Here is a 25,558-nt window from a genome sequence, read left to right as displayed (position 1 = left end):
AGAGGCCATACAGGCGTTAACGATTACTGGTAAACTAAGGGTATCGTTATTGAGAAGTGGGAGGGCTTGGGATGTACTTTTTACAAGAAAAAGGGTCACTGCCCCTATATGAGCAATTGATCCAGCAGCTTTCTGCGGCAATGGATCGGGGCGAATTGACGGGAAAGTTGCCATCAATTCGCTCACTGGCGACTGAGCTGGCGGTCTCTAAGGGGACCGTGGAGAATGCCTATGAACAGCTCGTGGCGGAGGACCGAATCGAGAATCGTCCCCAGCAGGGGTTCTTTGTCAAAACGCCGTTGGTTACGTCGTCGATGGTCAGCGAACATGACCGTGATTTAGTTCAGCCGGATTTTGATTTCTCACTGGGCTATGCCGCCTCATTACTAGAAACGCATGCCAAGACCGCTTGGAAGCGGTCATTGGAACGAGCTATTCAGGACCAGGATCGGCGGGATCCCCAGACCGCCATTCGGCGGCAAGGGTCACTCGCGTTACGAGAAGAAATTGTGGCTCTCTTGGCCCGCCGGCGCGGGATGCACTGCCAGCCGGAACAAGTGGTGATCACCGCCGGTAACAGTGCTTCACTGGTTATGGTGACCCAGCTAATGCAAGATCGATTTCAATCGCCACTCAAAGTTGGATTTGAAAATCCCGGCTATCGCAGTGGACTAGAAACCATTCGACGTCAGGGCGGTCAACCGGTCTTGATTCCAGTTGAAGAAACAACCGGGATGGACGTTGATCGCCTGCGGGCCGAACCAGTTAACTTGGTTTACGTGACGCCCTCCCATCAATTTCCTTTGGGACCAGTGATGCCATTAGCCAACCGCCAGTCTTTACTAGCTGTCATGCGGACTAAGCAGGGCTTGATTATCGAGGATGATTACGACAGCGAGTTTTCGGTGTCTATGCGACCAATGCCGGCCTTGGCTTCACTGGATGCTCAGCGGGTTATTTATCTGGGCGGTTTCTCCAAGTCCATTTCGACTGAATTGCGACTCAGCTTTATGGTGTTGCCGCCGCAGTTGGTGGCCAGTTATCAGAAAGTATTTGCCTATGAAAACAATGGCGTCGCGGCTATTATTCAGGCGGCGACGGCAGAATTCTTGGCTTCGGGGGCTTATAGTCGACACATCACACGGGCCTTGCGCTTGAATCGCCGGAAGTATGCATTTTTACAGGAACAATTGACGCCATTCGTTCAGCGAGGGCTCATTTCCGCTCGCTTTGGAGAGGCTGGTATTCACTTGGTCTTTCGTTTGAAACGGCCACAAGAAACGACTAAGTTTGATGAAATCTTGGAGCGGCGGCACCTTTATCTACGGAAAATGGATCAGTATTGGCTACAAGACAAACAACCCGGCTACTACATTGTCGGGTTTGCCCACTTTGCGTTACCGAAGTTTCGACAAGGGGTCGCCAAGTTAGTGCTAGCGCTAAAGGAACTGTCCGCTTAAACTAGTCATCAACTGTCACTTCATCTCTCATGTCATCTGCCTATACTGAGAGTTAGTTAAGCAATCAGAAAGGGCGATTACATGATAACTTATCAATTAGAGGCTAGGTTAGAAGTTGCCACATTTAGAGATCTTCTTTTACGGACAGAGCTTCACCGTCAGACCAATGATCCGCAGAAGCTTCAGGGAATGTTGGACCATGCCGACTTCTTATATACGGCTTGGGATGGGGACAAGGTCGTTGGCTACATTCGCGGATTGACGGATTATGCCGATGTTATTTACGTGGCCGATTTGGCCGTCGATGCCGATTATCGGTACCAAGGGATCGGCCGGCATTTGTTGGGGATGGTTCAAGACCAGTTGGGGCAGACGCTGCACACCGTGTTATTAGCATCTTTATACGCTAAAGATTTCTATGCCAAGATTGGCTTTACGAAGGATGCACGCGGCTATGTAAAGAATCCACAGCATTTGGATCCTGCCGACTGGACAGTTTAAAAAAAGAGATGGGGACATCTGAAATAACTTCTAACTTTGCCGCAAATGGGTAAGCTAGCGAGGCCCCACATTGACTACGAAAAAAGTCTTACCAAATTGGATGCCTTGAATTTAAAGCAGTAACGACAATCGCCGCCCTGAAAAGGGAGGGCGATTTTTTTGATTTTTCACTTGCCTTGAAGTACACATTAAGGTTTAACCTAAAATCATTCAAGCAAGTAGAAAGAAGGTAGTGAATAATGACAAAACAGTTACCAAAAGGCCGTGGGGCCCGTTCTGATGGACAAGATACCAATCGAAACGAACAGCCAAACCGACATTTAACGCCAACGGCTAAGACCCTGATTATTTACTTCTCCCGGAGCGGCAATACCGAAGCTCAGACAGAATTAGCACAGCGTTATCTACAAGCTGACAGTTATGAATTAGTGGTCGACCAGCCATATCCTAGTGATTATCAAGCGAGTGTCACCCGGGCAACGGCAGAACGTGAGCGACAAGCTTGGCCGACATTAAAGGTAACCGACCTGCCTGACCTAAGTCAGTATGATTTGATTTTATTAGGTCACCCAATCTGGGCAATGACCCCGGCTAATCCGATGCGCCAATTTTTGATCCAGTTTGGTAAGCAGTTAGCCGGTAAACGAGTCGCGTCATTCTCAACTAACGCCGGGTATGGATCGGGTGATACACAGCAGGTATTAGAATGTCTAACGCCGAACAGCACAACGATTCTACCCAACTATAGTATTCACGATGTGCAGTTAGAACACACGACCAGTGATTTTAAGCGCTGGTTAACACAGACAAAGGAGTCTTAATCATGACAAGAAAAGTAATGATTTTAGCAGCAAATGGCCAGATTGCAAGAATTGTTGAACAACGGATTTTAACGGAAGACCGATTTGCTGATGTGTCGTTAACCCTCTTTCTCAGAGATACTGGGCGGCTGGCCGATTTACAATCAGATTCACGGGTGACGCTGGTGGACGGGGATATTACCGATCCAGAGGCCGTGCGGACGGCAATGGCCAATCAAGATTTAGTGTTTGTTGCCGTCGTCGATCATGATCGCCAGAATCGGTTGACGAAAAATGTCATTGCGGGAATGCGAGCCAATCAAGTATCTCGCGTAATCTTTACGAATGTTTTGGGCCTATATGATGAAGTTGGCGGTGAGTTCGGTCAGTGGAATCTTGACATGATCGGTGCTGGCATGGCACCAGCGCGAAAGTCCGATCAGTTATTGGCTGATTCAGGTTTAGACTACACGACACTACGGTTGCCTTGGCTCAATGATCGGGACATCAATTATACCGTTACGACCCGTAATCAGTCCTATAACGGGGTTTCAGGGTCTCGTCAAAGTATCGCAGATGTTGTATTAACCATTATTGCTGACCCTAGCAAGTACAGTCGTGATAGTATTGGGATAGCAGATCCTGATACTGAGAGACAAACGCGACCAGTCTATTAATTTATAGGGAGTGACATAAATGAACATTAAAGAAGCCAGTGAAAAGACAGGGGTGTCCTCGGCTGCCATTCGTTACTACGAGAAGGAATCCTTGATTCCGCCAATCGATCGAACTGAAGTGGGGAATCGTGATATCGATGCCCGGATTATCCGACGAATTAAGTTTGTGACACAGATGCGGGCTGCCGGAATGAGTATTGAAAATTTACGACGCTACATTGAGCTGTTCGATGCGCAAGAGGATAATACTAAAGAACAAAAAGCATTGTTGCAGGAACAGTTAGCCGTGATGGAAGAAAAGCGAGATGACTTGCAAGCCGCCATTGACCATTTGAACTATAAGCTTAACCATTTCTATGATCATATGCAGGAAACGGAAGAGGAACTCCGTGAGCTGGAGAAACAACATGCAGCGAAGGTTGAACGGGAAAATAATGAAGCTGACTAATGGATTTCATGATTAATCGCCAATTCTAATATATATTTGGCGTCAAATAAGCACCTGAGCTTTGTTTCAGTTGTTTTATTTTGAAGAATACTTGCCTTAAAGTCCACTTCAAGGTCTAGACTGGAGCGTAGTTAAGTTTAGGAGGAGTCGACATGACAAATAACGTTCTAATTGTGGATTATTCATGGTCTGGTAATACGGCAAAACTGGCAACAATCATCCAACAGGAAACCAGTGCAGATCGGCTGGATTTAACCGTGTCGGCAGGCACGTTTCCAGACGACATGTATGCGACCGCCGATGTGGCGAATCAACAATTGGCGACTGGTCAGCTTTCCATGCTGACCAATGAGCAGCCACGGTTGGATCAGGTCCAGTTATTACTGGTTGGTGGTCCAGTCTGGTCAGCCAAGGTAGCAACGCCAGTGCGGTCTTTCTTGCAGCAGTTGCAGGGATATCAGGGCACGGTGGCGCCGTTCTATACAGACGCGGGCACACCAGGTGACTATGAGACTGATTTTGCTAAGTTAGTCCCAAGTCTCTCGGTAGCGACTGGATTAGGTGTCGCAGCTAGCGAACTGCCACAGTCGAATCAGCTAGTGGCTGATTGGCTACAGAAATTAATGGTTAAATAGTGGAGGCTAATGACATGAAAACAGCAGTATTTATTGAACCAGGAAAAGTTGAAGCGCAAGAATTACCTAAGCCAACGGTCAAAAAACCAACAGATGCCGTATTAAAGATTGTCCGCGCCTGTGTTTGCGGTTCTGATTTGTGGTGGTATCGCGGAATCAATGACCGGCAGAAGAATACGCCAGTTGGACACGAAGCCATTGGCATTGTCGAAAGTGTGGGGAGTGCCGTTACCAACGTGAAACCCGGTGACTTTGTGATTGCGCCATTTACTCACGGTTGCGGTCACTGTGCGGCTTGTTTGGCAGGCTTTGATGGAAATTGTGAAAATGCTCGGACTGATGATGAAATTGTCGGCTACCAAGGCGAGTACTTACGGTTTAAGAACGCTGACTGGGCGCTGGTTAAGGTTCCCGGCCAACCTAGTGATTACTCGGATGCGCAACTCAATGACCTTTTGACATTGGCTGATGTGATGGCCACTGGTTACCATGCTGCGGCAACTGCCGAAGTCAAAGACGGTGATACGGTTGTTGTGATGGGTGACGGTGCAGTTGGCCTTTGTGGCGTCATTGCAGCTAAACTCCGTGGTGCCAAACGAATCATTGCGATGAGCCGGCATGCGGATCGTCAGGCATTGGCTAAGGAATTTGGTGCGACAGATATTGTTGCTGAACGTGGCGACGAAGCTGTTCAACGTGTGATGGACTTAACAGCTGGCGCTGGTGCAGATGCTGTGTTGGAATGTGTGGGGACGGCGCAGTCTGTAGATACGGCTGTTAAAGTTGGCCGGGCTGGCGCAGTTGTTGGTCGCGTGGGTGTTCCCCAGAAAGCTGAAATGAATACGAACAATCTTTTCTGGAAGAATATTGGGCTCCGTGGCGGTATCGCTTCGGTCACCACTTATGATCGTGATGTGTTATTGGCTGCCGTTTTAAAAGGTGATATTCACCCAGGGAAAGTCTTCACACAGCGTTTTGACTTGGATCACGTGGCCGATGCGTATGCTGCAATGGACCAGCGGAAAGCGATTAAGTCATTATTGGTGATCGATCAATAAATTTAAAAATAACGAGGATGTTTGCATTGAGCAGGCATCCTTTTTTGCTAGTAATAAATTCTAGTTATGAAAAAATATTTTTGAAAAAACAAAATTATGGCTTGCCTTGAAGTACAGGTGAAGGTCTAAACTTCTAATCATTCACTTGAAAGAACGAGAGGTAATGACATGAAAAAACGAAAAGGTTTTGATTGGATTCTACTGGTTATTTTAATGAGCTACTTTATGATTCTTCTGGACAATTCGATTATTTTTACGGGAACAGTTAAAATTGCCCACGACTTAGCGCTTAACCAAGCGACACTTTCCTGGGTTAGCAGCGCTTATTCGTTAACCTTTGGTGGGTTTCTCTTATTGGGTGGTCGTGCCGGAGACTTGTTCGGTCGACGCCGTGTCTTTCAACTAGGCTTAGTGATCTTTGGATTAGGGTCATTACTAGTTGGACTAGCAGTCAATGCACCAATGATCATTGCGGCACGGGCTTTTCAAGGAATTGGCTCAGCCATTCTAGCGCCGACGACTCTGGCGATTTTAATGGATACCTATGAGGGGGCAGAGCGCATCAAGGCAATTGCTTATTATGGGGCCATGGCCGGTATTGGTGCTAGTGTTAGCTTGGTCATTGGCGGCGTATTTGCGAGTTTATTGACTTGGCGGGTAGGTTTCTTCATGAACGTGCCAATTAGCATTTGGATGTTTTATTTGGCCGTTAAGCACTTACAGTTGGATCATGGTCAGGGTGGCCGCTTAGACTGGTGGGGTACGCTAAGCTCCTTGGTAGGAATGAGTGCCTTAGTTTACAGCATTATTGGCAAACGGGCACGATTGCTTGCCTTAGTGGTGGCCGTGATTGGTTTGGTCAGTTTTATCTATCAAGAATATCGAACGGCACAACCAATCATGCCACTGCGCTTATTTGTCGATCGTGAACGGATCGGCGCCTATGTCGGTCGGTTTCTGTATCTGGGCGCCATGATGGGATTCTGGTTCATTACGCCACAGCTGATGCAAAATCAATTAGGTTTTAGCGCGTTGATGTCAGGTGTGGCCTTCTTCCCCTTAACTATTGTTAACTTTGTTGTAGCGTTACAGGTAGCAAGACTGACCGCTAAATGGGGCAATGGTGGCTTGTTGGTAGTAGGGATTGCGTTAACCGCAGCGGGCATGTTGTGGTTAAGCTGGTTTACATCCCCTGTTGGCTATTGGTGGGGGATTGCGGCACCAATGGTTGTGATTGGCATCGGCCAGGGACTGTCGCTGAGTCCCTTTACGGCAGCCGGTGTGGCCCATACCCAGGGAACCGATGCCGGCGCCGCTTCTGGTGTGGTGAATGTGATGCATCAGATTGGAGGCTCGGTTGGACTATCGATTCTGGTGACGACACAGGATCTATTTGGTGGTCATATTGAAGGCTTTCAGCACGCAATTCTAGTAGGGGCAGGCTTACTGCTGGTTGCGCTGGTTGCTGCTGTCGTGTTGATTGTGCCAGGTGAGCGGCAATCAAAATAAAAAAATTTTAAATACGGCTTGCCTTGCAGTTACTACAAGGGACTACACTAATCTTATTCATAAATGAACGGAGGAATTGATGATGACAAACGTTTTAATCATTGGGGCAACTGGTTCTGTTGGGAGTGTTACCCGGCAATATTTCTTGGATCATACGGATGATCAACTAACTTTAATGGCACGGAATACCAATCGCTTGGGTCAACTGTCCAATCGCGAACAGGCAGTTGCCGGCAGTGTCACCGATGTAGCAACACTACGGACAGCATTGCGTGGGCAAGACGTCGTTTTTGCGGCGTTGAGTGGTAATTTATCTAATATGGCTAGGAGTTTAGTTGCTGCTATGGATACAGCAGGGGTTCAGCGCTTGGTGTTTATCACATCGATGGGAATTTATAATGAAATTCCGGCGAGTGTAGGGGCTAGTGGTAATCTCCGTAGTAATCCCATGTTACAAGGTTATCGTGCGGCTGCCGATGTTGTTGAGGCGTCTGACCTTAATTATACGATTATTCGTCCGGGATGGTTTGACAATGGTAATGATACGGATTATCAAGTGACTAAGAAGGGTGAGCCTTTCGGCGGCCATGATGTTTCACGCAAGAGTATTGCAGATCTTGTCGTTCGGTTAGCTCATGATGAGACGCTCGGTGCTCGTGATAGTTTAGGAGTTAACCGGAACTAACAAGGTGAATGATGATTTGAAAGGAAGTCCCATGGATGAACGATGATATTTTAAACTTATATCGGGCCTTCAATATAGCGATGGCAGCTAATGACACAGTAGCTTTAGATCAGTTGCTGGCACCAACCTTTACATTGACGCATATGACGGGGTACGTTCAGCCCCGAAGAGAATGGTTGCATGAGATACAACAAGGCACGATGCACTACTTTTCATCGGTTGAAGATCATGTCACGATGGTCACAACGGCGACTGGCTGGCAAGTCACTGGTCAAAACCGAGTGGTGGCTAGTATTCACGGAAGCCGTCAGCATGAGTGGCCTTTAAATACAGTGATGACAGTTGAACAGGTTGCTGGAAGTTGGCAAGTCGCGGCGGCCGTTGTGACTACTTATTAGGGTGAAACATAATTGATTTTGGATACTGCATATTTGGTCACAACGTCAAGCAACGTTTAGCCATTGATAATTTGTGCGTTCAGTTCGTTGATGGTGACTTAGAGGACAAAGAGAAGGTAGTAGTGTCTTTAAGTGGTCAAGACCTGGTATTTCTTAATGTTTCGCTGACTGATGCCATGAATGCAACACATCAAACGATGAAGATTGCGGGTGTTAAGCGACTGGTTATTTCAGAAACTATTGGTCTCTACGACGAAGTAGGTGGGAAGTTCGGTGAATGGGCTGAAATCAAATCGATAGCAGACGACCCGCAAATCGATGAAACTTATATTCGGATGACCATGCTCTATAACAATACGCAAAAGACAGACTATACGTTGGTTCCGTTTGGTGAAACGGTCACTGGTGCCCAAGTTTCTCGTCAAGCCGTTGCTAACTTGTCACGGTAATCGTCAAGCAACCAAATCTTGAAGTTCATCAAAATATGGCCATTATTGAAAAGTGTTCTGAGAGCATGGCAAAGCCATCGTTCTATTAAAAGGCCTGGCGAGGGTTCTTGATGAGTTTCGTAATAATAAAGGTTTCAAAAAAATTAGAAAAGGACTCGCTATGGAGCTAGCTGTATAGTTTATAGTGAATCCACGAAGTCAAACAAGGGAGAAATATAAATATGACAAGTGTACCAATGATTAAATTAAGCAACGGTGTTGAAATGCCAGCAGTTGGGTTTGGCGTTTTCCAAATCCAAAATGGTGGGACTAAACAAGCTGTTTTAGATGCAATTGACGCAGGCTACCGGTTGATTGATACGGCTCAAGCATATGGTAACGAGGCCGAAGTTGGTGAAGCTATCAAGGAATCACCAGTTGCTCGTGAAGATCTCTTCGTGACGACCAAAGTGTGGGTCAGCTCAACGGGTTACGATGCAACGATGAAGGCATTCCAAGATTCACTGGATAAATTGCAATTGGATTATTTGGATATGTACCTGATTCACCAACCTTATGGTGACGTTTATGGGTCATGGCGTGCTATGGAAGAATTACAAAAGGCGGGTAAGGTTCGGGCTATTGGGATTTCCAACTTCAATGCCGACCGGTTCGTTGATCTTGATATCCATAACGATGTCACGCCACAATTAAACCAAATTGAAATCAATCCGTGGAATCAGCAAAAAGATGAAATGGATTGGTTAAAGAAGGAAGGTATCCAACCAGAAGCTTGGGCACCGTTTGCTGAAGGTAAGCACAATCTGTTTACTAATGAAACGTTGGCGAAGATTGCACGAGCTCACAGCAAGGGCGTCGGTCAAGTGGTTCTGCGTTGGCTCTACCAACGAGGTGTCGTGTCATTAGCTAAGTCCGTGCACAAGAACCGGATGGAAGAGAACATCAATATTTTTGACTTCGAATTGTCGGTTACTGAAATGGACCAAATTGCTGCCCTCGACATGCAAAAATCAGCCTTCTTTGATCACCGTGATCCTAAGATGGTGGAAGCATTAGGCGGTCGCCAAGATTAATCAATTAATTTTAAATGTGGCGAGTCTGGGACAAAACTCTAGAATCTGAAATAATAATTTGAACTTTAGAGAAGAACAGGTCCAGAAGAGTCAGTTCATTTTCGATGTGTACAGTGCCGATTGCGTTATTTTTCAGGCGCGCGCATTGATCTGTTTACTTATTTAATGGCCAAAATTTAAATACACGAAAAGCATCGGTTACCAACAGTATTGCTGGTAACCGATGCTTTAATCTATGAGCTAAATTTGTGGCGCAATGTACCGGTAGGCTTGGGTTTTGCCACTGAAGCCCCAATCATCCGCATCAACATTCTTCACGACTACGTAGCTGGCAGGTGCGACTGGGCCTAGGATGGCCTGCATACCCGTGAAGGCTTTCTCAATAAATTGGGCCTTCTCATCGCGCGTATTTGTCCCTGTGGTGACCTTGATTTCAATGTAGAAAGTGACGGCATCCTGATTGGCAATGGCTTGGCCGCCGACGAACCAATGGGGTTGATCGGCAAACTGAACATCTACAGCGACAACGTCATGGGCTTTTCCCAATGTGTCCGTTGCTAGGTTGGTTAGGAGTTGGGCGACTTTTTGCGCGGTCTCAGTGGATTTGGGTGCGGCGATTCTGACGTTTAAATATGGCATAATGAATGTCCTCCTTAGTGATTTACAAGACTTAGTATAGCCAGAAATGGGTAGCCTGCCTATGTTCAAAATATGGTATAGTTATCGTAAAATACGATGGCCTAGGAGGATGAACGATGCAAATTCAAGATCTTAGTTTGTTTCAGGCAATGTACACTCTAAAGTCAATTAATCGAGCCGCCACCCAGCAAGGGTATTCGCAGTCTAATGTCTCGGCCCGGCTCCAGGCCTTGGAAGCTGAACTACAGGTTAAGTTGTTCGTGCGCGGTTACCAGGGGTTGACCGCCACAGCTGCTGGGGACACTTTTTATCGTTATACCCAAAAGGTTTTAGCAGAGACAACCCGGTTGCATCAACAATTGGGCCAGACGCAAACAGGGACGCACATCACCATTTCAGAGCTCCTGTTTGACTACTTAGTCGTCACGCAACATAAATATGATTTGGAAAAATACCAGTTTGCCATTAAAAAGTCGACCAAGCTGGTGAATGACACGACGGAAACAGCGCAATTAGTCATTACCTATGCGGATTTCAAAAATCCTGATTACCGTGTACTTGAACGTGGCTGGTTGCAGGCCGCTTATGCTGCCCAGCGAAAAGAAGTCACGGGTAAACCCCTATTGATCAATAGTGATCCGGCCTGTCCATTTCGACGGGCAACGTTGGCGGCAGCTAAACCAGGAACGCCTATCAGTGAGGTGGATTCTTGGAGTGGTATCGTTGCTTTGGTAAAAGCAGGAGAAGGTGTCGCACTGTTACCACAATTTCTGTTGCAGCAAAATCAGCTTGTGCCGCTGGCAGAAACAGCTACCCAGAAAATACCGTACTGGACGTTTCAGAAAGTAACGTCTGATTGATCACGGAACCAGCTTACTATTAAGCCGTCATTAGTTATTGACTAAACGTAGGAACGAGTCTGGGACAGACTCGTTTTTTGATACCATCCATAACGAACCACAATTTATTCTTGAGGAATAGAAATGTGGCAAAGTAGTAGTTAAATTCCAAAAAACGTTTTTGAGTTGTATTTCGTATTCGCTGTACTCTATGGGGGACAAGGGATTGGCAAAGTGAAAATGGGGCCGTTATTTGAATATGTATTTTATATAGCTGATTTTTGGAAGGCAATTAGATAGTCTGTTTTCGTTGCCGATTACTGACATTATCAGGTCGATTGTTGAAACCTTTATTAAAAAGGTTCAATGATATTGAGGTCAAAAAGTGATGCTCAGTTGGTGTCATTGGTGCGAAATAAAAAATAGAGCGTGAGCTAATTTCTCAGCTCACGCTCTATTCATATCTATCACTATCGATAACACTTTGATGCTCATTACATTCCACTAAAACCTATCCAATGGACCCTACCGGGATTGAACCCACATTTTAACGAATGCTTATATACCAAGGTACATGGGGGATGGAATTGCTTTTTAAAATTCTGTGAATGCCAAATTGAATGCCATTTACCTAATTTTTGCTCAATTTACTGGAAAATACTGGAAATTAAGATTCCATAAATCGAGTTAATTTATCCGTCGTATTTCTACGCTGTTCGTTAGAAACGTGAGCGTAAACATTCATAACAGTATCAACATCGGCATCCCCTAATCTATCCTGTACTTCCTTAATAGAAGCGCCAGCCTCAAAAAGTAAAGTAGCATGAGTATGCCGTAGCTTGTGGATTGTTATTCTAGGGAACTCATCCGGTTTATCATCGATGATTGCGTGTAACCATTTTCCCGGAGTATTAAGCGACTTCATGCCATTCTTAGTGTTGGCAAAGATTAATTGGCCCGGTGCCATGGTATTGTACCCCATCATGAGATATAAGCGCTGTTGAGCATGCCGCCAGTGTTTAAGGTGGCCTAGTGTAATATCATCTAAAGGGATGATCCGTTTACCTGTATTAGTCTTAGGCGGCTGGATAATCTGTTTACCACCAGTGCCTTGCGCAATAGATTTATTCACTGATAGGGTGGCTTGCTTGAAATTAATATCCTGCCATGTAAGGGCCAGACACTCACCACGGCGAATGCCGGTATAAGCTAATACACGAAACAAGGTGTACTTTTCAGCGTCCTCTACCGGGTCAATATAGCTAAAGAAATGAATTAATTGTTGTTTAGTCCAGAACTTATTGGGATCACGTTGCCAATTGTCCCGACGTTTAGGCATGGTCACCAGAGTAGCTGGGTTGCTGATGATATAGCCCTGCTTTAAGGCGTATTTAAACACCATATTGGCAAAGTTATACCAGCGCTTATAGTTTACCTTAACTTCCTTAAACCAGCCGTTAACGGCCCTCTGAACGTCTGCTAACGTGATCGTTCGAATGCGTTTATTACCAAAAGCTGGTAAAATATGATTATCGAACATCTTCGTTACCCGAACAGTGGTGCTTTCCCGTACAGTGTTGACGTACTCGGCATACCATTCGTGATAGACCGTTTCAAACAGAATATTATTGTCTTGTTGCAAGCTACCAGTGCTGGCTTCTAGTTCTAACCTAGAGGCGGCAAGGGTGGCTTCTTTTTTTGTCTTAAATCCCCGGCGAGAAGTCTTTTTAGGCTTTCCCGTTTGTGGGTTAGTCCCAACGTAGAGTTGAAAGCTGTAACGGGTATCTCCGTGTCTATCAGTGTACTTTTTAATGCTTGCCATGATACGAACTCCTCCATAACCCAGCGGTGGTAGGTATGTAAGAAGCGTGGAGTTAAGAAATAGTTAAAATGGGGTAATAGGTAGAGCTATCGAAAATGTAGCGTTGTTGAAGATAGTACTGCGTGAACTTTCATTAAGAAATTGAATGGCCGATTCCTTAAACACTTTCTGAAAACGGTTCTCTACAAGACTATAAAAAGCGTGCAAAGATTGTTCAGTCCAAAAAGAAATCAATTCTTTTCCTACAGAAGAAATGTCTAAGTTTATTGTTGGTAGGCCAAATAATTCTACCGAACTAGTATCTTCGTTAGACGGTTGATAGTCACCATTCAAGCCAGCGTTTAATTCGTAAGTATCGTACGAATGGCCGTTTTTAGATATCTTGACGAAAATATCGACTTTAAAAGTGTTAATGCCAACAATAGGACCATCTAGAGAGTCATCAGTATCGCTTTTTGGTAAACAAAATGCGGAAACATCCACAGGTTGTATGTCAAACTCTATATCAAACGGAGAGTATAGAAGAAAATCATTTGGGGTTATACGCAAATAATTACACAATGTGTTAATTGTTTCAAACTGTATCATTTTGCTCGATTCATTTGTGAGACCGGATAAAGTAGAACGAGCGATACCAGTATCACTGGAAATGCGTGTTGCCTTTAGTTTTCGTTCTGCCATAAGGACAGACAATTTATTTGTAATCATAAGTTCCACCTCTAAAAGAATTGTAGCATATATCCTGCATTATGTATTGACAATCGAACTTTTATTTAGTATCTTTAGTATGTTCAATGAAAAAAGAAGCGTTAAAGCTTCAAAAAGGAGTTGAGACAATGAAAAATAATTTATCAACAGTAATGGGGGTCAAACGTTTGAAAATTTCAGATATTCATAGGGGGACAGGCATATCACGGTCAACTCTTACTAGCCTTTATTATGGAACGGGACATGCTAGCTTAGAAACCTTGTCTAAATTATGTGATTACTTACAAATTCCACTGTCAGAGTTAATTGAGTACACGCCAAAGAAGCCTACCAAGGAGGCCTAGCATGAATGATCTAGTTTTCTTATCATCCCAGCAGGTAGACGCTGAACCGTTTACGACCGGGGATGTGATTGCGGAGTATGCGGGAATTGAACGAGATTCAGTTAATCGTATGATTCGGAATATTTATCAACGATTGGAGCGAATGGGTAAGGTCGGATTTAAAATCCGGCCTATGGCAAGTGGTCAGGAGTCTAAAACTTACTTACTAAATCAGCAGCAGGCAACACTCCTCATCACATTTTTAAAGAACACACCACGGGTTGCTGACTTCAAAGAGGAGTTGGTAGCACAGTTCTATGCTATGCAACGTGAACTGATTGAACGCCGTGCCCAGTTTGAGCTTGGTAAGCAGTTCTCAAAGAGTTTACATGCCACGATAGCTGATAGCCAGATTAAAATGCACGGTCACGAATACAGCACGTTTAATCGCTTGATCTATAAACAGGCGTTAGGCGTAGATAGCACGAAGCTACGTAAGGCACGGGACATCCCCAAGAGCGAAGCAATCACCACGTACCTAAGCAGTGATGAGGCCGAAGCAGTGAGACTGGTTAAGAATCGGGTAGAAGTATTGCTGGATGTGGGGATGGACTACCAGCAAATTAAACAGGCCCTTCAAATTAAGGGGGTGGTTTACAAAGTCACGTTGCAATTGCCAGTTAAAAACTAATAAGAGGGTGTGGCCAGTGGATCAATCACCATTCCGGGTGGTGTTATCGCCAGAGTATGACGAGCAATTGAAGAAGCAAGTAATGGCAACGATTAAGCAAGCGGTGGAAGAAGCACGCCGCCAAACGGGCATAGATAGCCCGTGGTTGAGTTCTAAGCATTCCATAGCTAAATGGTTAAAGGTGACTGACACAACGGTGACGGTACTTATTAAGAGCGGTATGCCAATCCATGAAATGCCAGAGGTCAACAAGACCATGGGTTACAAGCGAGAAATTACGGAATGGGTTTTGAATCAGTAACACATAAAACAAAAACCAGCGGTGGTAGACCATTTCGCAATCATTTTAAGTGTCCCACTTTGAGGAGGTGAGCGTATGACATTAGTTAATTTGCTGTTAGTTGGCTTCATGGCTAGTTACTTTCTAGGCATTGCAACCGGCATAGTTGGTCTGAAACGTAAGTAAGAACGGAGAATAGTAATGAATAAGAGCATACAAAAAAACACATCCCCTAACTTTGGCGAGTACAGGATGTGCCAGAAATAACAGCATTTGTATGCTTTTTTCATTGCCTATTTTACGCAAAATACAGGAAAGAGGCAATGATTTTGGATGAAAAAGAATTATTGAAGCAGGCTGAAACGCTAACAGAGGCTTGGGAGTCGATGAAAGTCAGCATTGACAGTCTAAGCATGATTATCGCACTTACAAGGGATGATAAGGCTTGGGGAAACTATTATTTTGAGAGTCATTTAGCGGATAACTTGGAAGATAACCTATTAAACATCTCTGAAACCATGTTTGCTGTGTCAAACGCTATTTGCCCGGAGGAAGACTGATGAACAATCAATCATTGAAGTTAACTCATATATTGCATGAGGCCACAGTGGCTTTAAATGGGACGCTAGTTCAGTTGGATTACTTACAGAAACTGGTCAACAAAACAAAGCTAACAGATAAGCAACGTCAGGCCGTTAATCAGCAGATACACCGGCTTAAAGTCAACAACGCAGGAGTAAAGAACTCACTGGCCATTATGCCTCATCTTGGCCACGCCAAATAGAGGTGATCAATGTGGATAGAAAAGAGTATGCACTCGCGTTGGCTAGGCAGGGTTTTAAGTTGTTTCCACTAGTGGCTAATACCAAGCTACCCTTGAAAGATACTGATGGGTACAAGTCGGCGACAAGCGATTTAGAGGCCGTTTCAGGGTGGTTTAAGGCAGGGCCTCATATCAACATTGGTTTGCGCTTAGATGCGGCTAACCTGCTAGTAGTGGACATTGACCGGCACAATAGCAGCCATAACGGGGTAATCAGTCTGGCTAAGCTAAAGGAAGCCGGTTATGAACTACCCATAAACACCTATAGTGAGCAGACACCGGGGGATGGACTTCATTTGTTCTTTAAACTTAAGGGGCAGCATCCCCATAAACGGGTGAATTGGCGACCGGGCATAGATATACTGACGGACTTTGTCGTGATTGCACCCAGTGTAATTGATGGTAAAAGCTATCATCCCTTATCTGGGGCAACGATAGCCCAAGCTAAGCAAGTACCAGACTGGTTAACCCGTGATCTAACCAAGTCAAAGCTGGATGTAGCCCGTAAGACCGCTAAGGCAACCCATAAGACATGGGCTGGCCGGTGGTTAGATGATTTAGTACAAGGGACGACCACGGGTAACCGCAATGTGTTTCTAACCTCACTAGTTGGCAAGATACTCAACACGGGGTGCCAAAGTGAAACAGCTTATGAGTTATTGCAATATGCCAACGGCCGGTTAGAGACGCCTTTACCAGATAAAGAGGTTAACCGGATATTCATATCAATTCTGAAACGGTAAGGAGGTTAAGCGTATGGATGCGGAGATCGAACGGTTAGCCGCTGAACGAGATAAAAAGATAGTTGAGGCTGATAAGGCCGATATATACACGCTGTTGAAAGCAGACGGTAAGAACTGGAAGTTATCCCACCAAACGGACAAACAAGCCGAGAGAGGCATTTTGCCCCATCTACCGACATTAGAGACCTCCTACATCATGAGGCGTCATTTAAAAATGTGCCTATTTTCCGAGAGTGAGACCGAACGACTGGCGGTCTATCTACCAAGTAGTGGCATTTACACGCAAAACTACCGGTATATTCACCGTTTAATTTCAATGGTTGATCCAGATTATAACGAGAGAGACGCAACGGACGTGGTGTACCACCTAATGAACCAAGTTCCCATCAAACAGCCGACCAATGAGCGTTACCTTATTCCAGTGGAGAACGGTATTTGGAATTTAAAGCAACACCGGCTAATGCCGTTTAGCTCAGATTATGTGTTTACGACCAAAATAACCACGAGCTACCGTGACAACCCGGTGCCACCTAACATTAAAGGCTGGACGGTAGACGGCTGGTTTAACGAGTTGGCTTGCGGGGATAAAGAGATTATCAATCTGCTATGGGAGGTCATTAACGATTGCCTGAACGGTAATTATACCCGTAAGAAAGCCATCTTCTTGTTCAGTGAGCTAGGTAACAGCGGTAAAGGGACATTTCAAGAACTTATCCGGCACTTAGTCGGGTTAAACAATGTTGGTGCTTTGAAAGTGAATGAGTTTGATGCCCGTTTTCGCTTGTCTGGATTGGTCGGTAAAACGGTCTGCATTGGAGATGATATTGCCCCGGATATTTATATCAAGGACAGTAGCAACTTTAATAGTGTGGTAACTGGTGACTTGGTAAACATTGAGTCTAAAGGGCAAGACGGGTACACGTCAGCGCTAAGGTGCACGGTTGTTCAGTCCTGCAATGGCTTACCCAACTTTCACAACAAGGGGGGAACTATGCGGCGGATTGTGATCGTCCCATTTAACAATCACTTTCAGGGTCATGGTGATAATTGGAGCATTCGTAACGATTATATTACGCGTCAAGACGTATTGGAATATGTACTCTATCAGGCTTTACAGTTGGATTTTGAGAAGTTTAGCGTCCCCGAGGTCTCTAAGAAAGCCTTGGCTGACTTTGAAGAAGATAATAACCCGTTGGTTGGGTTTAAGGTGAGCTTCTTTGACCAAGTCAATGTGGATAAGGTGCCAACATATTACCTGTACGAGTATTACAAGAAGTATTGCAGCATTAATGGTCTTAAGGCCCTAGGCCAAAGCAAATTTATTCGGCGATTTATGACGACAATTCCCACTTACGAGAAGAAAAGGGCTAAGTTGTCCAAGGCAGATATTCGGCAAGTAAAGAGTCTGAACACACAAGATGAATTAGTGGCTTTTGTCAGAATACCCGAACAAGGGAAAACTTACAATTGCATTGTTAAAAAGAGTGTGTAAGTGAGTTGGGTTAAAAAGTGTAACTTGTGTAACCAGAATAGGCTTATCCCTTGGTAATCAAGGCGCTATCATGGTTACACTTTCGAAAAAATAAGTGTAACTGGTTACACTTTAAAAGTGTAACCGTCATCGAGGTTACGGAAAGTTACAGAAAAAGTGTAACCAAGTTACACTAAAAAAGGCATAAGTGTAACCAATGAACCCCTTGATATCAAAGGCCTCATTGGCAATTGGTTACACAAGTTACACTTTTTTCGTATTTCAATTCTACAGACGTTATATGTTAATTCACGCTAATCTGAATAATACGAACAATGTGCATTTTAAAAATATAATTAGTTCGTTTTTATACAGAGCGAGTGTGTGATGTTTCATGATCGAATAACAAAAAAAGGTGATAAAACATGAATAGAATGGATTTAGAAGCTGAATATTGTGGCGGACAGCTCCCCATCCCCGTTGAGTCGCTTTATGGGAACACCGAGTATAGTCGGCCAGACTTTAATAAGTATGATTCACCTAATGCTTTTTGGGAACTAACGGATGAGCAACAATCAGCATTAGTTGAGTGGTGTCAGCAACTAGGTAAGCGCAAGACAATTTACCATGGCAGAACTAGCTACGGTTTAAAACACCTTTTTGAGCGTAACGGCTTTTATGTTTATAACGGGGCTTTTAAGGGCGCTATGTTGTTAGCTGGTTTCCGGGCGGCTGGCTTTGAATATGCTGACTGGTGGTTTAACGTCAGTGAACGTTCGGTCAAGGAAGTTATTAGGCGAGAGTTTAGAGAAGATGTGTGACAGCAATAGAAAAGGGGTTCTGAAATGAAACAACTATCAATGATTGAACAAAGCGTTTTGAATGCACTACCACACGGGTCAGAAAACCCAATTAGCACCACGGATGTATGTAAGCTAACTGACCTAAAAATGCGTGTCGTCAGAGAAATCATCAGTGTGTTGGTGAACCGCTATGGTGTACCTATCGTGGCTTTGCGGTCCGGTGAGTATAGAGGGATGTTTATTGCGACAAACGAGGCTGAACGTAACCTAGGCATTGCCAGCTATGAAACACAAATTAATAGCATGGGAATCCGGTTAAAGGCCATCCAAGAAGCCGACTTAGACAATTGGCAAGGTCAGTTGAAGTTTAAAGTTATCCCAGCAAATGAGCTAAGTCATCAGCAGAAAGCAGAGTGATCAGATATGAAAATTAAGTATCCTAAGTTAGTAGAAGACGCGTTCACGGTAGCTAAGCAACATGGCAAAATCGCACCGGGTAAAGAGAACGATGTTAAGGCCCGGATATATCAAGTTATGTTTGATAGGGGGATGTTGAATGAATTAGGCGAGCCAACCCAATTGGCTGTGGATAAAGGCATAGCAGACGGCTTAGGGCCAAACACGCAGTCTGATTCATTAGTAGAGTTTAAACGACAATTCCCCATCTATAGAGAATTTGACGACAGCCATTTTAAGCGACTTAATGGCGAGTGGATGGCAGACACTTACGTTATAAAGGCCATTTGTCAGGCAACGATAGCAGACCCCACCAGTGAGCCAGAACAACGGCTGCAGGCTGAGGAAATGCTACAGCAGATAGAAGATAGTAAAGGTTAATCAAAGGGCCGTACGTGAGAACGTATGGCCCTTTTGGGTATGCGGAAAAGCTTCATTTGTGTTTCTTGTAGTAATGGTCACGGAAAATTATATAGAGCATATATAATAAAATGATAAAAGTAGGTATTATCGCTATCCATTTAGAAAATTCAAATAATTGTTGGGCTAGTGTCAAAGCGAAAATGCAAAGATAAAGTTTAGTTATGGTTGTCATATTTTTAACTCCTAGGAAAATGCTGTGTTGTGAATGCGAAATTAGTCTTATATGAATAGCAAGGAAGATTAAAGATACCCCCGCCCCTATCAATATACAGGTAGAGCACACACATTGCCATGCGTTTATGAGATAGACCAAATTTGAAACTTTTAGGGTAGGGGGGCATATATAACTAGGCCCTGCTACTGAGGTATCTATGGACGTTCCAATCACTCGTTTAGTATCCGTTTTAGAAAGTCAATGCAGCTTAAAGCATTGATTGCAAAGTGTCTAGGTGAGATTTACATTAATAACTTGGTATTGGGAGCAAGAAATATCTGACAATCGAACCAACAAAAAAAGATGTGTCCGGTTTTGGACATAACCTCAAAAACCTCAGGCCGGAGCGCAACAAAACCTGACAAAACCTTACCTCAAAACCTGAAAAAACCTGAACTGCATTTAGACTAGTATTCATTGTTGCTTAGTTGACAAAACATGTTTTCTAGTAGAGCTGAATTTTCAGCCGCGAAAACAATTCTAATCTGTCCTTTTATCAGGTTAGATCAACGCAAAAAATAGTGTAGCGGAAAATTCCGCTCCAGTGGTTCTGGTCGTATAGCATACTCACTCGGCCGGACTTTCGGCTTAGCTATTTTATACGTAACTTTTGCTATAATCCGTTACCATGCTTAATCACTAATGAAAATGGTTTTAAGGCCTATCAAGAAAACATAAGATTTCCTATGATTTAGGGTAAAGGACACAACGTGGATTCATTGTGGAAAACGCTTGTCATTCCTGACTTTTGGCATGTTATATTTACCAACAATGCACACAAAGTAGGTGCACCCCTTTTCAAAGATACACATAAAAAAGGGTGCACCAACTCGGCCTAGTTTTCGGCTTAGCTCCCCAAAATTGGTGGCTCAAAATTGAGCCGCGAAGGACCCTATCCCGTCATCTTAACGGGTCAGCTAATGCACCAAGTTAGTGCGTTGGGGTCGTAACTTGCGACCTCAGATAGCACAGCGGAAAACTTCGCTTAGTAACTCGGCTGAAAGATCTGCGCAGAATTGCGCAGATATACTACCTAAGTTTAAGTTAGTTACCAATTTATAGCTAACGTACTTTAATAGCCCCATTAGATGGGGTTTAGAGCAACCTTTAGCTTGAGTATAATTATTTTAAAAATGGTGGAAAATGGTGGAAACCAAACATCAATTTTAAATTGCCATTAGGAAGAATAACACGAAGAAACAAGCTTCCAGAAAAGCGGTAGATAAAATGCCACCATCATCGTAAAAACGATTGAAAATGAGTCCACAAACTGAGTGTAATAAGGAAATACCAAAAATAATTGTAGTCAAGAGAAGAAAGGAATATTCAATGTTTGTGTTAACTTGTATGATACTGGGTATAACCATCATTACTAGACAGAAAAAACAAGCTAATCCCCAAAGATAAATAGTTTTTTTCGTAGGTGAGATAATCTTTTTCATGCTTAACATCCCCTTATTGATCCAAGTATAGAATAAAATTTTCTTAAAGCAATCCAATGCCAAAATAAAAACTGCTAGCCAGAAAGCTAACAGTTAGTGGACTATTAGTGTATATTTACAAACTTAGCCCTCTTTGATACGTTTATTAATCTCGTTAATCTGGTGACGAGATATGGCGACATTTACAAGCCACATAATGATATATATTAAGATAAACGTAATCGTGAAAGATATTAGATAATAAATATTGAATGGAAACCATCCTGCTAGAATTGCTAACGGTGTAAAACCTAAATAATAGATAAAAAAGTTGATTATTGTTCTTTTTAGAAGTGACCAGTTTTCAACTTCAAAAATGATAGCTCCCAAGCTGAATAATAATCCTATGGTAGCCCATAGAATAATTGAAACGAGTACAGCATTTAGGGGATTTGTGAAGTGTTCTGAGAATTGAGGAGATGATGGGTAGTAGTGGCTTGACCCATATAAGTAATTGAAAACTAGAGATATAAATAAGCCCAGAACAACGCCAGTTTGCATACCGTAAATAGAACTTTTGATTGTTTTTTTCATATTCCTAATTTCTCCTTTAAATTTTTTATCTTTCGACGTGATATTTGAACGCGTTCTCTGTTTATCATAATCACATCAATTTTGCCGTTGTCTAACAACTCAAGATGATCAATTTTTTTATAGTTGATAATGGTTCCCCGTGCGGATTCAATAAATTGTGATGGTAATTGCTCAATAAGTTGTGTGATTCGAGCTTTGCAATAGTAAATATTGTCAGGCGTTTTAACTTCAATTTGATTGCCAACTGTTTGCAGAACAAGGATGTTTTTGTAATCAACTGGTTCAATCTCTTTATCGTGATAGCACCATAATATTTCTTGTTCCTGATTCAACTGAGAAGTTACATTGGATATGCGATCGGTTATTTTACGTAACCAAAAGTCAGCGTGTTCATCTTTTAAATTGGGGTCAATATGAAAGTTGATTTTCATTTAGTAGTGCCTCCTTATATATTGATACTACTACGCTAATTTACTTGAATATGATAAATAGGGATCAATGGTCATTTTTTGTGGTTGAGTGGTCACGAATGATTGGCCAGTGGTGTTTATGCAAAAATAAGTGAAATAAAAACTGCTAGCCGGAAAGCTAACAGTTCAATCCCTACCACCGCTATTTATTTTTGAACCCAAAGTGAATGCCATTTTAGAAACTGAATGCCAAATTGAATGCCATTGAATGACGTTCTATGGACTTCTATGAAAAACTAAAAAAACAAAAACGTTGATTTATTAGGCTTATGGGCGCCTATGAAGCCCTATGATATATCACCAATGGACCCTACCGGATTTGAACCGACGACCTCCTGCATGCGAAGCAGGCGCTCTCCCAACTGAGCTAAGGGCCCAAAACTTACCCATTAATTATAGCACGTTGCCGTGATTTGTTAATGGGTAATTGATATCTAGTGACGACTACTGCGGTGACCACTGGTACCGTGGGTCTTGATAACGTTGCGCTTGAATTTTGGACCGGTAGCGTCAGCGATAAACTTAAAGTGCCGCAATCGGCCGACATAAGGTTTGCCAGCCAATCGAACGGTGGTCCAACCACGCATGGCCTGGGCCATCGTGTCGGTGGCGGTTACGAGGTCTGCACGGTGTTCCGCTTGAGCGGCTTCCCGGAGGTCGGTCGTCAAACGTTGCACCAAGCCCTCATGATACGTGAGCAACTCTTGTGTCAACGGGGCACTTCGGTAGCTGTTAAAGAGACGTTGCACTTCCTTTAACGCGTCTGTGGTGTTCTTCGGTTGGTAATAACGCTCCTGCTCAGTCATGCCCATTTCCTTTCTTAATTCTGATGGCGCCAGCCATGAATCCACTGTTGCCAAACACTCTTTGAATCAGTTTGTAGCATTAAACGTTGGTATTGGCTGCCGATGTACCAGGCAAATAAACCAATTGCTGCTAATAAAATGACAAGTGAGAGGCCTTGTTCCAGGCCACTTGCGGTCCCGTTGATAATGCGCATTGGCATGAAGTACGACGAGAAGAAAGGGACGTACGACATGATTTTGACGAAGGCAGCATCGAGGTTGCTTTGGAAGGGAAAGGTGAGAAAGAAGCCTAGCATTCCCAACATCACAACCGGTTGAGCGGCCTTCGAGGCATCCTCGGCCTTGGCGACGATGGCACCACTGTACGCAGACAGAACGGTGTAGATGACCACGCCAAGTAGGAGGTAAACGAGATTCATGTTGAGGAGGTTGTGGATGACAGCATTGATTAGCGAATGGTATTCGGTGAAGAGCGGTTTTAATTTGGCATTGTTGATGGCAAATTGGTAGCCGGCCCAACCACCTAGTAGATAAACCACGATCTGTGTCAGAATGACCAGTAGAATTCCCGTGATTTTTCCAATAAAATAGCTCGTTGCCGTGGTGCTGGAGAAGATAATCTCCATAATTTTGGTGCCTTTTTCGGAGGCAATCTCTTGGGCTGCGATTGAGGAATACGTGATCAAGATGATGTAAATCATGGTGACCAATAACCAGAATGAAACTTTCTTGGCGGTGTTGGCGGTCCCGGTCTTCTTAGCAATGTGCTGTGTGAGGGCTGGGGTTCGGGCCAACGTTTTTCGTTGTTTAGCAGTCAGGTTAGCTTGTTGGTAATTGGTGGCTTGCTGATAGGTAACCAGGAAATTCTGAGTCTGGGCGCGCAGGCTACTTCCCATGGTGTCGCTACCATGGTAATCGGCCTTGAACTGTTGATTATGGTTACTTAGTACCAGATACCCCGCAAGATGGTCTTTCTTCAGGGCCTTCTTGGCAGCTTTGACCGTGGTGATTTTGGTATTCAGACCATCCTTCTGTTTGATGAAGGCTTCTCGCAGGGGTTGCGATTCACTGATGACGGCGACCTCACGACTACTTGAAGCACTGTTCGCACTGACGTAGCTGATACCAATGGTCAGTCCGATCATCAGGAAGGGACCGATAATCATGAAGAGAAAGCTCCATGATTTGATTTGGCGCAGGTAGGTTTCGAAGGTGACAATCCAGGTTTTATGCATGGTCTTCACCTACTTTCAAACGGAAGATTTCATCGAGGGTTGGTGGTTGTTGACTGAATTCTTCGATGTAGTGGCCCTCGGTTAGTGCGTCGAAGATGGCTGGGCCAGCGGCGGGGTCATTGAGCTGCAAGAGATATTGATGGGGTTGGCGAATCGTAACAGCAGCAACACCTGGCAAGCCCTTGAGTTGGTCTGGCGTCCAATCGGTTGTCACGTAGAGTTCCGTCTTGCCAAATTGGTTCCGAACTTCTGCCAGCGTCCCATGTAAAACGACATCGCCTTTACGCAACATGACTAACCGGTCACACAGAGCGGTCACGTGTTCCATGTCATGACTGGAGAAGATAATTGCGGCACCCTCGTCACGGGCCCTCAAGACGGCCTGTTTAAGGAGATCAGCATTGACAGGATCGAGGCCACTGAAGGGTTCATCCAGGATCAATAACTTGGGATGATGGATTAAGGTACAGATGAGTTGGACCTTCTGTTGATTTCCCTTAGAGAGGTCTTTGATCCGACTCTTACGGGTCCCTTTAACGGCAAAACGTTGAAGCCACTCGTCGATATGGGCCCGCGTTTCTTTAGCTGGTTGCCCCTTGAGTCTGGCCAGGTAGACCACCTGTTGTTCGATGGTCAATTTAGGCATCAGACTACGTTCTTCTGGCAAGTAACCAATGGTATTGAAATCGTTGGCGGACAGGGGGTGTCCCTGCCAAGTAATGGTGCCATCATAAGTAATAAAATTTAAAAGGCTATGAAACGTGGTCGATTTTCCCGCCCCGTTTTGGCCAATCAGTCCTAAAATTTGGCCATCTGGCACATCAAAACTAACGTCGTTGAGTGCGTGGACGGTACCAAAGTGTTTACTGATATGTTGAATGCTGAGCATCGGTTGAGCTCCCCTCGTAGATGATGTTCTTATTATACGCGAACGATAGGGAACACGCCAAAAAATCGGATCAGGGCAAATAGTAGTTAAGACAAGCGAATACCTAACTTATAAAATGACATAATTAATTTAACCAGTCTTTCTGTAAATGAAGCGGCATAGTTAGGACACAACCTAATTTGAATCTAATTTAAAAAGCCGCCCAATCTTGTAAA

Annotated in this window: 31 protein-coding genes and 1 tRNA gene; 23 read left to right on the top strand and 9 right to left on the bottom strand. The window is 44.1% G+C overall.

Features of this window, described 5'->3' with window-relative positions; translation table 11 throughout:
- The first annotated feature begins 71 nt into the window (after window positions 1-71).
- From pdxR to EKM71_RS07235, 12 genes are all read left to right on the top strand, one after another.
- The gene (pdxR, locus tag EKM71_RS07290) at window positions 72-1,460 is read left to right on the top strand and encodes a MocR-like pyridoxine biosynthesis transcription factor PdxR (protein WP_125573951.1); all 1,389 of its coding nucleotides are present in this window, start codon (window positions 72-74) and stop codon (window positions 1,458-1,460) included.
- A gap of 81 nt (window positions 1,461-1,541) precedes the next feature.
- The gene (locus EKM71_RS07285) at window positions 1,542-1,961 is read left to right on the top strand and encodes a GNAT family N-acetyltransferase (protein ID WP_125573950.1); all 420 of its coding nucleotides are present in this window, start codon (window positions 1,542-1,544) and stop codon (window positions 1,959-1,961) included.
- Window positions 1,962-2,200: 239 nt separating this feature from the next.
- Window positions 2,201-2,782, top strand: coding sequence for a flavodoxin family protein (locus tag EKM71_RS07280; protein ID WP_125573949.1), 582 nt, complete (start codon window positions 2,201-2,203; stop codon window positions 2,780-2,782).
- A 2-nt stretch (window positions 2,783-2,784) separates the two neighbouring features.
- The gene (locus tag EKM71_RS07275) at window positions 2,785-3,438 is read left to right on the top strand and encodes an NAD(P)H-binding protein (protein WP_125573948.1); all 654 of its coding nucleotides are present in this window, start codon (window positions 2,785-2,787) and stop codon (window positions 3,436-3,438) included.
- Window positions 3,439-3,457: 19 nt separating this feature from the next.
- Complete coding sequence (locus tag EKM71_RS07270) at window positions 3,458-3,886, top strand: MerR family transcriptional regulator (RefSeq protein WP_125573947.1); 429 nt, start codon at window positions 3,458-3,460, stop codon at window positions 3,884-3,886.
- A 152-nt stretch (window positions 3,887-4,038) separates the two neighbouring features.
- Complete coding sequence (locus tag EKM71_RS07265) at window positions 4,039-4,521, top strand: flavodoxin family protein (protein ID WP_125573946.1); 483 nt, start codon at window positions 4,039-4,041, stop codon at window positions 4,519-4,521.
- 14 nt (window positions 4,522-4,535) lie between these two features.
- Entirely contained in the window at window positions 4,536-5,579 is a 1,044-nt protein-coding gene (locus EKM71_RS07260) for a zinc-dependent alcohol dehydrogenase family protein (protein ID WP_125573945.1), read from the top strand.
- A 168-nt stretch (window positions 5,580-5,747) separates the two neighbouring features.
- Window positions 5,748-7,088, top strand: a complete 1,341-nt coding sequence (locus EKM71_RS07255) for an MFS transporter (protein WP_125573944.1) — start codon at window positions 5,748-5,750, stop codon at window positions 7,086-7,088.
- A gap of 82 nt (window positions 7,089-7,170) precedes the next feature.
- On the top strand, window positions 7,171-7,773 hold the full coding sequence (locus tag EKM71_RS07250; RefSeq protein WP_125573943.1) for an NAD(P)H-binding protein: 603 nt from the start codon (window positions 7,171-7,173) through the stop codon (window positions 7,771-7,773).
- A gap of 35 nt (window positions 7,774-7,808) precedes the next feature.
- Window positions 7,809-8,171 carry a nuclear transport factor 2 family protein gene (locus tag EKM71_RS07245; protein ID WP_125573942.1) on the top strand — a complete coding sequence of 121 codons (363 nt, stop codon included), beginning with the start codon at window positions 7,809-7,811 and terminating at the stop codon, window positions 8,169-8,171.
- Window positions 8,172-8,242: 71 nt separating this feature from the next.
- Window positions 8,243-8,620, top strand: coding sequence for an NAD(P)H-binding protein (locus EKM71_RS07240; protein WP_164504752.1), 378 nt, complete (start codon window positions 8,243-8,245; stop codon window positions 8,618-8,620).
- 221 nt (window positions 8,621-8,841) lie between these two features.
- Window positions 8,842-9,693: an aldo/keto reductase gene (locus EKM71_RS07235; protein ID WP_125573940.1), complete on the top strand. Its 852-nt coding sequence runs from the start codon at window positions 8,842-8,844 to the stop codon at window positions 9,691-9,693.
- 240 nt (window positions 9,694-9,933) lie between these two features.
- On the opposite strand, the gene EKM71_RS07230 is transcribed toward EKM71_RS07235, so the two are convergent.
- Window positions 9,934-10,332 carry a tautomerase family protein gene (locus tag EKM71_RS07230; RefSeq protein WP_125573939.1) on the bottom strand — a complete coding sequence of 133 codons (399 nt, stop codon included), beginning with the start codon at window positions 10,330-10,332 and terminating at the stop codon, window positions 9,934-9,936.
- A 116-nt stretch (window positions 10,333-10,448) separates the two neighbouring features.
- On the opposite strand from EKM71_RS07230, the gene EKM71_RS07225 reads away from it, so the two are divergent.
- On the top strand, window positions 10,449-11,192 hold the full coding sequence (locus EKM71_RS07225) for a LysR family transcriptional regulator (RefSeq protein ID WP_125573938.1): 744 nt from the start codon (window positions 10,449-10,451) through the stop codon (window positions 11,190-11,192).
- Between the two features lie 646 nt (window positions 11,193-11,838).
- On the opposite strand, the gene EKM71_RS11220 is transcribed toward EKM71_RS07225, so the two are convergent.
- Entirely contained in the window at window positions 11,839-12,993 is a 1,155-nt protein-coding gene (locus tag EKM71_RS11220) for a site-specific integrase (protein WP_125573937.1), read from the bottom strand.
- Between the two features lie 63 nt (window positions 12,994-13,056).
- Entirely contained in the window at window positions 13,057-13,701 is a 645-nt protein-coding gene (locus EKM71_RS07215) for a helix-turn-helix domain-containing protein (protein ID WP_125573936.1), read from the bottom strand.
- A gap of 128 nt (window positions 13,702-13,829) precedes the next feature.
- Here EKM71_RS07215 and EKM71_RS07210 point away from each other — a divergent pair, with 128 nt between their 5' ends.
- The 10 genes from EKM71_RS07210 to EKM71_RS07165 all read left to right on the top strand — a co-directional run bounded on the left by EKM71_RS07210 (window position 13,830) and on the right by EKM71_RS07165 (window position 19,672).
- The gene (locus tag EKM71_RS07210; protein WP_125573967.1) at window positions 13,830-14,045 is read left to right on the top strand and encodes a helix-turn-helix domain-containing protein; all 216 of its coding nucleotides are present in this window, start codon (window positions 13,830-13,832) and stop codon (window positions 14,043-14,045) included.
- A 1-nt stretch (window position 14,046) separates the two neighbouring features.
- Window positions 14,047-14,715, top strand: a complete 669-nt coding sequence (locus tag EKM71_RS07205; RefSeq protein ID WP_042750086.1) for a Rha family transcriptional regulator — start codon at window positions 14,047-14,049, stop codon at window positions 14,713-14,715.
- Between the two features lie 16 nt (window positions 14,716-14,731).
- Complete coding sequence (locus tag EKM71_RS07200; protein ID WP_125573935.1) at window positions 14,732-15,016, top strand: hypothetical protein; 285 nt, start codon at window positions 14,732-14,734, stop codon at window positions 15,014-15,016.
- A 308-nt stretch (window positions 15,017-15,324) separates the two neighbouring features.
- Window positions 15,325-15,555: a hypothetical protein gene (locus tag EKM71_RS07195; protein WP_125573934.1), complete on the top strand. Its 231-nt coding sequence runs from the start codon at window positions 15,325-15,327 to the stop codon at window positions 15,553-15,555.
- Complete coding sequence (locus tag EKM71_RS07190; RefSeq protein ID WP_125573933.1) at window positions 15,555-15,779, top strand: hypothetical protein; 225 nt, start codon at window positions 15,555-15,557, stop codon at window positions 15,777-15,779. The genes EKM71_RS07195 and EKM71_RS07190 overlap by 1 nt, the downstream gene beginning before the upstream one ends.
- An 11-nt stretch (window positions 15,780-15,790) precedes the next feature.
- Window positions 15,791-16,561, top strand: a complete 771-nt coding sequence (locus EKM71_RS07185) for a bifunctional DNA primase/polymerase (protein WP_225418009.1) — start codon at window positions 15,791-15,793, stop codon at window positions 16,559-16,561.
- Window positions 16,562-16,574: 13 nt separating this feature from the next.
- Complete coding sequence (locus tag EKM71_RS07180) at window positions 16,575-18,053, top strand: DNA primase family protein (protein WP_125573931.1); 1,479 nt, start codon at window positions 16,575-16,577, stop codon at window positions 18,051-18,053.
- A gap of 404 nt (window positions 18,054-18,457) precedes the next feature.
- Window positions 18,458-18,853 carry a hypothetical protein gene (locus EKM71_RS07175; RefSeq protein ID WP_225418008.1) on the top strand — a complete coding sequence of 132 codons (396 nt, stop codon included), beginning with the start codon at window positions 18,458-18,460 and terminating at the stop codon, window positions 18,851-18,853.
- 24 nt (window positions 18,854-18,877) lie between these two features.
- Window positions 18,878-19,252: a DNA replication protein gene (locus EKM71_RS07170; RefSeq protein WP_125573930.1), complete on the top strand. Its 375-nt coding sequence runs from the start codon at window positions 18,878-18,880 to the stop codon at window positions 19,250-19,252.
- 6 nt (window positions 19,253-19,258) lie between these two features.
- Window positions 19,259-19,672, top strand: coding sequence for a hypothetical protein (locus EKM71_RS07165; protein ID WP_125573929.1), 414 nt, complete (start codon window positions 19,259-19,261; stop codon window positions 19,670-19,672).
- A 1,821-nt stretch (window positions 19,673-21,493) separates the two neighbouring features.
- On the opposite strand, the gene EKM71_RS07160 is transcribed toward EKM71_RS07165, so the two are convergent.
- The 6 genes from EKM71_RS07160 to EKM71_RS07135 form a co-directional block, all read right to left on the bottom strand.
- Window positions 21,494-21,943: a DUF3021 domain-containing protein gene (locus EKM71_RS07160; protein WP_060463101.1), complete on the bottom strand. Its 450-nt coding sequence runs from the start codon at window positions 21,941-21,943 to the stop codon at window positions 21,494-21,496.
- The gene (locus tag EKM71_RS07155) at window positions 21,940-22,374 is read right to left on the bottom strand and encodes a LytTR family DNA-binding domain-containing protein (RefSeq protein ID WP_047020933.1); all 435 of its coding nucleotides are present in this window, start codon (window positions 22,372-22,374) and stop codon (window positions 21,940-21,942) included. Before EKM71_RS07155 ends, EKM71_RS07160 begins: the two co-directional genes overlap by 4 nt.
- Before the next feature lie 343 nt (window positions 22,375-22,717).
- A tRNA-Ala gene (locus EKM71_RS07150) sits at window positions 22,718-22,790 on the bottom strand.
- Window positions 22,791-22,847: 57 nt separating this feature from the next.
- Entirely contained in the window at window positions 22,848-23,219 is a 372-nt protein-coding gene (locus EKM71_RS07145; RefSeq protein ID WP_125573965.1) for a hypothetical protein, read from the bottom strand.
- Between the two features lie 14 nt (window positions 23,220-23,233).
- Window positions 23,234-24,454 (bottom strand): ABC transporter permease, encoded by a 1,221-nt coding sequence (locus EKM71_RS07140; protein ID WP_125573928.1) that lies wholly within the window; start codon window positions 24,452-24,454, stop codon window positions 23,234-23,236.
- A complete protein-coding gene (locus tag EKM71_RS07135; RefSeq protein ID WP_125573927.1) occupies window positions 24,447-25,343 on the bottom strand; it encodes an ABC transporter ATP-binding protein in 897 nt (298 codons plus the stop codon). The genes EKM71_RS07140 and EKM71_RS07135 overlap by 8 nt, the downstream gene beginning before the upstream one ends.
- Between the last annotated feature and the right edge of the window lie 215 nt (window positions 25,344-25,558).

This window comes from Levilactobacillus huananensis (assembly GCF_003946145.1).
In the GTDB taxonomy this organism is placed as follows: Bacteria; Bacillota; Bacilli; order Lactobacillales; family Lactobacillaceae; genus Levilactobacillus; species Levilactobacillus huananensis.
Note: the sequence above shows the minus strand (reverse complement) of the source record. Positions and strands in the feature narration are given on the sequence as shown.

What these genes read in the sequence shown, in the direction of transcription:
- pdxR (WP_125573951.1), top strand. Translation starts at nt 72, where the DNA reads ATGTACTTTTTACAAGAAAAAGGGTCACTGCCCCTATATGAGCAATTG.
- EKM71_RS07285 (WP_125573950.1), top strand. Translation starts at nt 1,542, where the DNA reads ATGATAACTTATCAATTAGAGGCTAGGTTAGAAGTTGCCACATTTAGA.
- EKM71_RS07280 (WP_125573949.1), top strand. Translation starts at nt 2,201, where the DNA reads ATGACAAAACAGTTACCAAAAGGCCGTGGGGCCCGTTCTGATGGACAA.
- EKM71_RS07275 (WP_125573948.1), top strand. Translation starts at nt 2,785, where the DNA reads ATGACAAGAAAAGTAATGATTTTAGCAGCAAATGGCCAGATTGCAAGA.
- EKM71_RS07270 (WP_125573947.1), top strand. Translation starts at nt 3,458, where the DNA reads ATGAACATTAAAGAAGCCAGTGAAAAGACAGGGGTGTCCTCGGCTGCC.
- EKM71_RS07265 (WP_125573946.1), top strand. Translation starts at nt 4,039, where the DNA reads ATGACAAATAACGTTCTAATTGTGGATTATTCATGGTCTGGTAATACG.
- EKM71_RS07260 (WP_125573945.1), top strand. Translation starts at nt 4,536, where the DNA reads ATGAAAACAGCAGTATTTATTGAACCAGGAAAAGTTGAAGCGCAAGAA.
- EKM71_RS07255 (WP_125573944.1), top strand. Translation starts at nt 5,748, where the DNA reads ATGAAAAAACGAAAAGGTTTTGATTGGATTCTACTGGTTATTTTAATG.
- EKM71_RS07250 (WP_125573943.1), top strand. Translation starts at nt 7,171, where the DNA reads ATGACAAACGTTTTAATCATTGGGGCAACTGGTTCTGTTGGGAGTGTT.
- EKM71_RS07245 (WP_125573942.1), top strand. Translation starts at nt 7,809, where the DNA reads ATGAACGATGATATTTTAAACTTATATCGGGCCTTCAATATAGCGATG.
- EKM71_RS07235 (WP_125573940.1), top strand. Translation starts at nt 8,842, where the DNA reads ATGACAAGTGTACCAATGATTAAATTAAGCAACGGTGTTGAAATGCCA.
- EKM71_RS07230 (WP_125573939.1), bottom strand. Translation starts at nt 10,332, where the DNA reads ATGCCATATTTAAACGTCAGAATCGCCGCACCCAAATCCACTGAGACC.
- EKM71_RS07225 (WP_125573938.1), top strand. Translation starts at nt 10,449, where the DNA reads ATGCAAATTCAAGATCTTAGTTTGTTTCAGGCAATGTACACTCTAAAG.
- EKM71_RS11220 (WP_125573937.1), bottom strand. Translation starts at nt 12,993, where the DNA reads ATGGCAAGCATTAAAAAGTACACTGATAGACACGGAGATACCCGTTAC.
- EKM71_RS07215 (WP_125573936.1), bottom strand. Translation starts at nt 13,701, where the DNA reads ATGATTACAAATAAATTGTCTGTCCTTATGGCAGAACGAAAACTAAAG.
- EKM71_RS07210 (WP_125573967.1), top strand. Translation starts at nt 13,830, where the DNA reads ATGAAAAATAATTTATCAACAGTAATGGGGGTCAAACGTTTGAAAATT.
- EKM71_RS07205 (WP_042750086.1), top strand. Translation starts at nt 14,047, where the DNA reads ATGAATGATCTAGTTTTCTTATCATCCCAGCAGGTAGACGCTGAACCG.
- EKM71_RS07190 (WP_125573933.1), top strand. Translation starts at nt 15,555, where the DNA reads ATGAACAATCAATCATTGAAGTTAACTCATATATTGCATGAGGCCACA.
- EKM71_RS07180 (WP_125573931.1), top strand. Translation starts at nt 16,575, where the DNA reads ATGGATGCGGAGATCGAACGGTTAGCCGCTGAACGAGATAAAAAGATA.
- EKM71_RS07175 (WP_225418008.1), top strand. Translation starts at nt 18,458, where the DNA reads ATGAATAGAATGGATTTAGAAGCTGAATATTGTGGCGGACAGCTCCCC.
- EKM71_RS07170 (WP_125573930.1), top strand. Translation starts at nt 18,878, where the DNA reads ATGAAACAACTATCAATGATTGAACAAAGCGTTTTGAATGCACTACCA.
- EKM71_RS07165 (WP_125573929.1), top strand. Translation starts at nt 19,259, where the DNA reads ATGAAAATTAAGTATCCTAAGTTAGTAGAAGACGCGTTCACGGTAGCT.
- EKM71_RS07160 (WP_060463101.1), bottom strand. Translation starts at nt 21,943, where the DNA reads ATGAAAAAAACAATCAAAAGTTCTATTTACGGTATGCAAACTGGCGTT.
- EKM71_RS07155 (WP_047020933.1), bottom strand. Translation starts at nt 22,374, where the DNA reads ATGAAAATCAACTTTCATATTGACCCCAATTTAAAAGATGAACACGCT.
- EKM71_RS07145 (WP_125573965.1), bottom strand. Translation starts at nt 23,219, where the DNA reads ATGACTGAGCAGGAGCGTTATTACCAACCGAAGAACACCACAGACGCG.
- EKM71_RS07140 (WP_125573928.1), bottom strand. Translation starts at nt 24,454, where the DNA reads ATGCATAAAACCTGGATTGTCACCTTCGAAACCTACCTGCGCCAAATC.
- EKM71_RS07135 (WP_125573927.1), bottom strand. Translation starts at nt 25,343, where the DNA reads ATGCTCAGCATTCAACATATCAGTAAACACTTTGGTACCGTCCACGCA.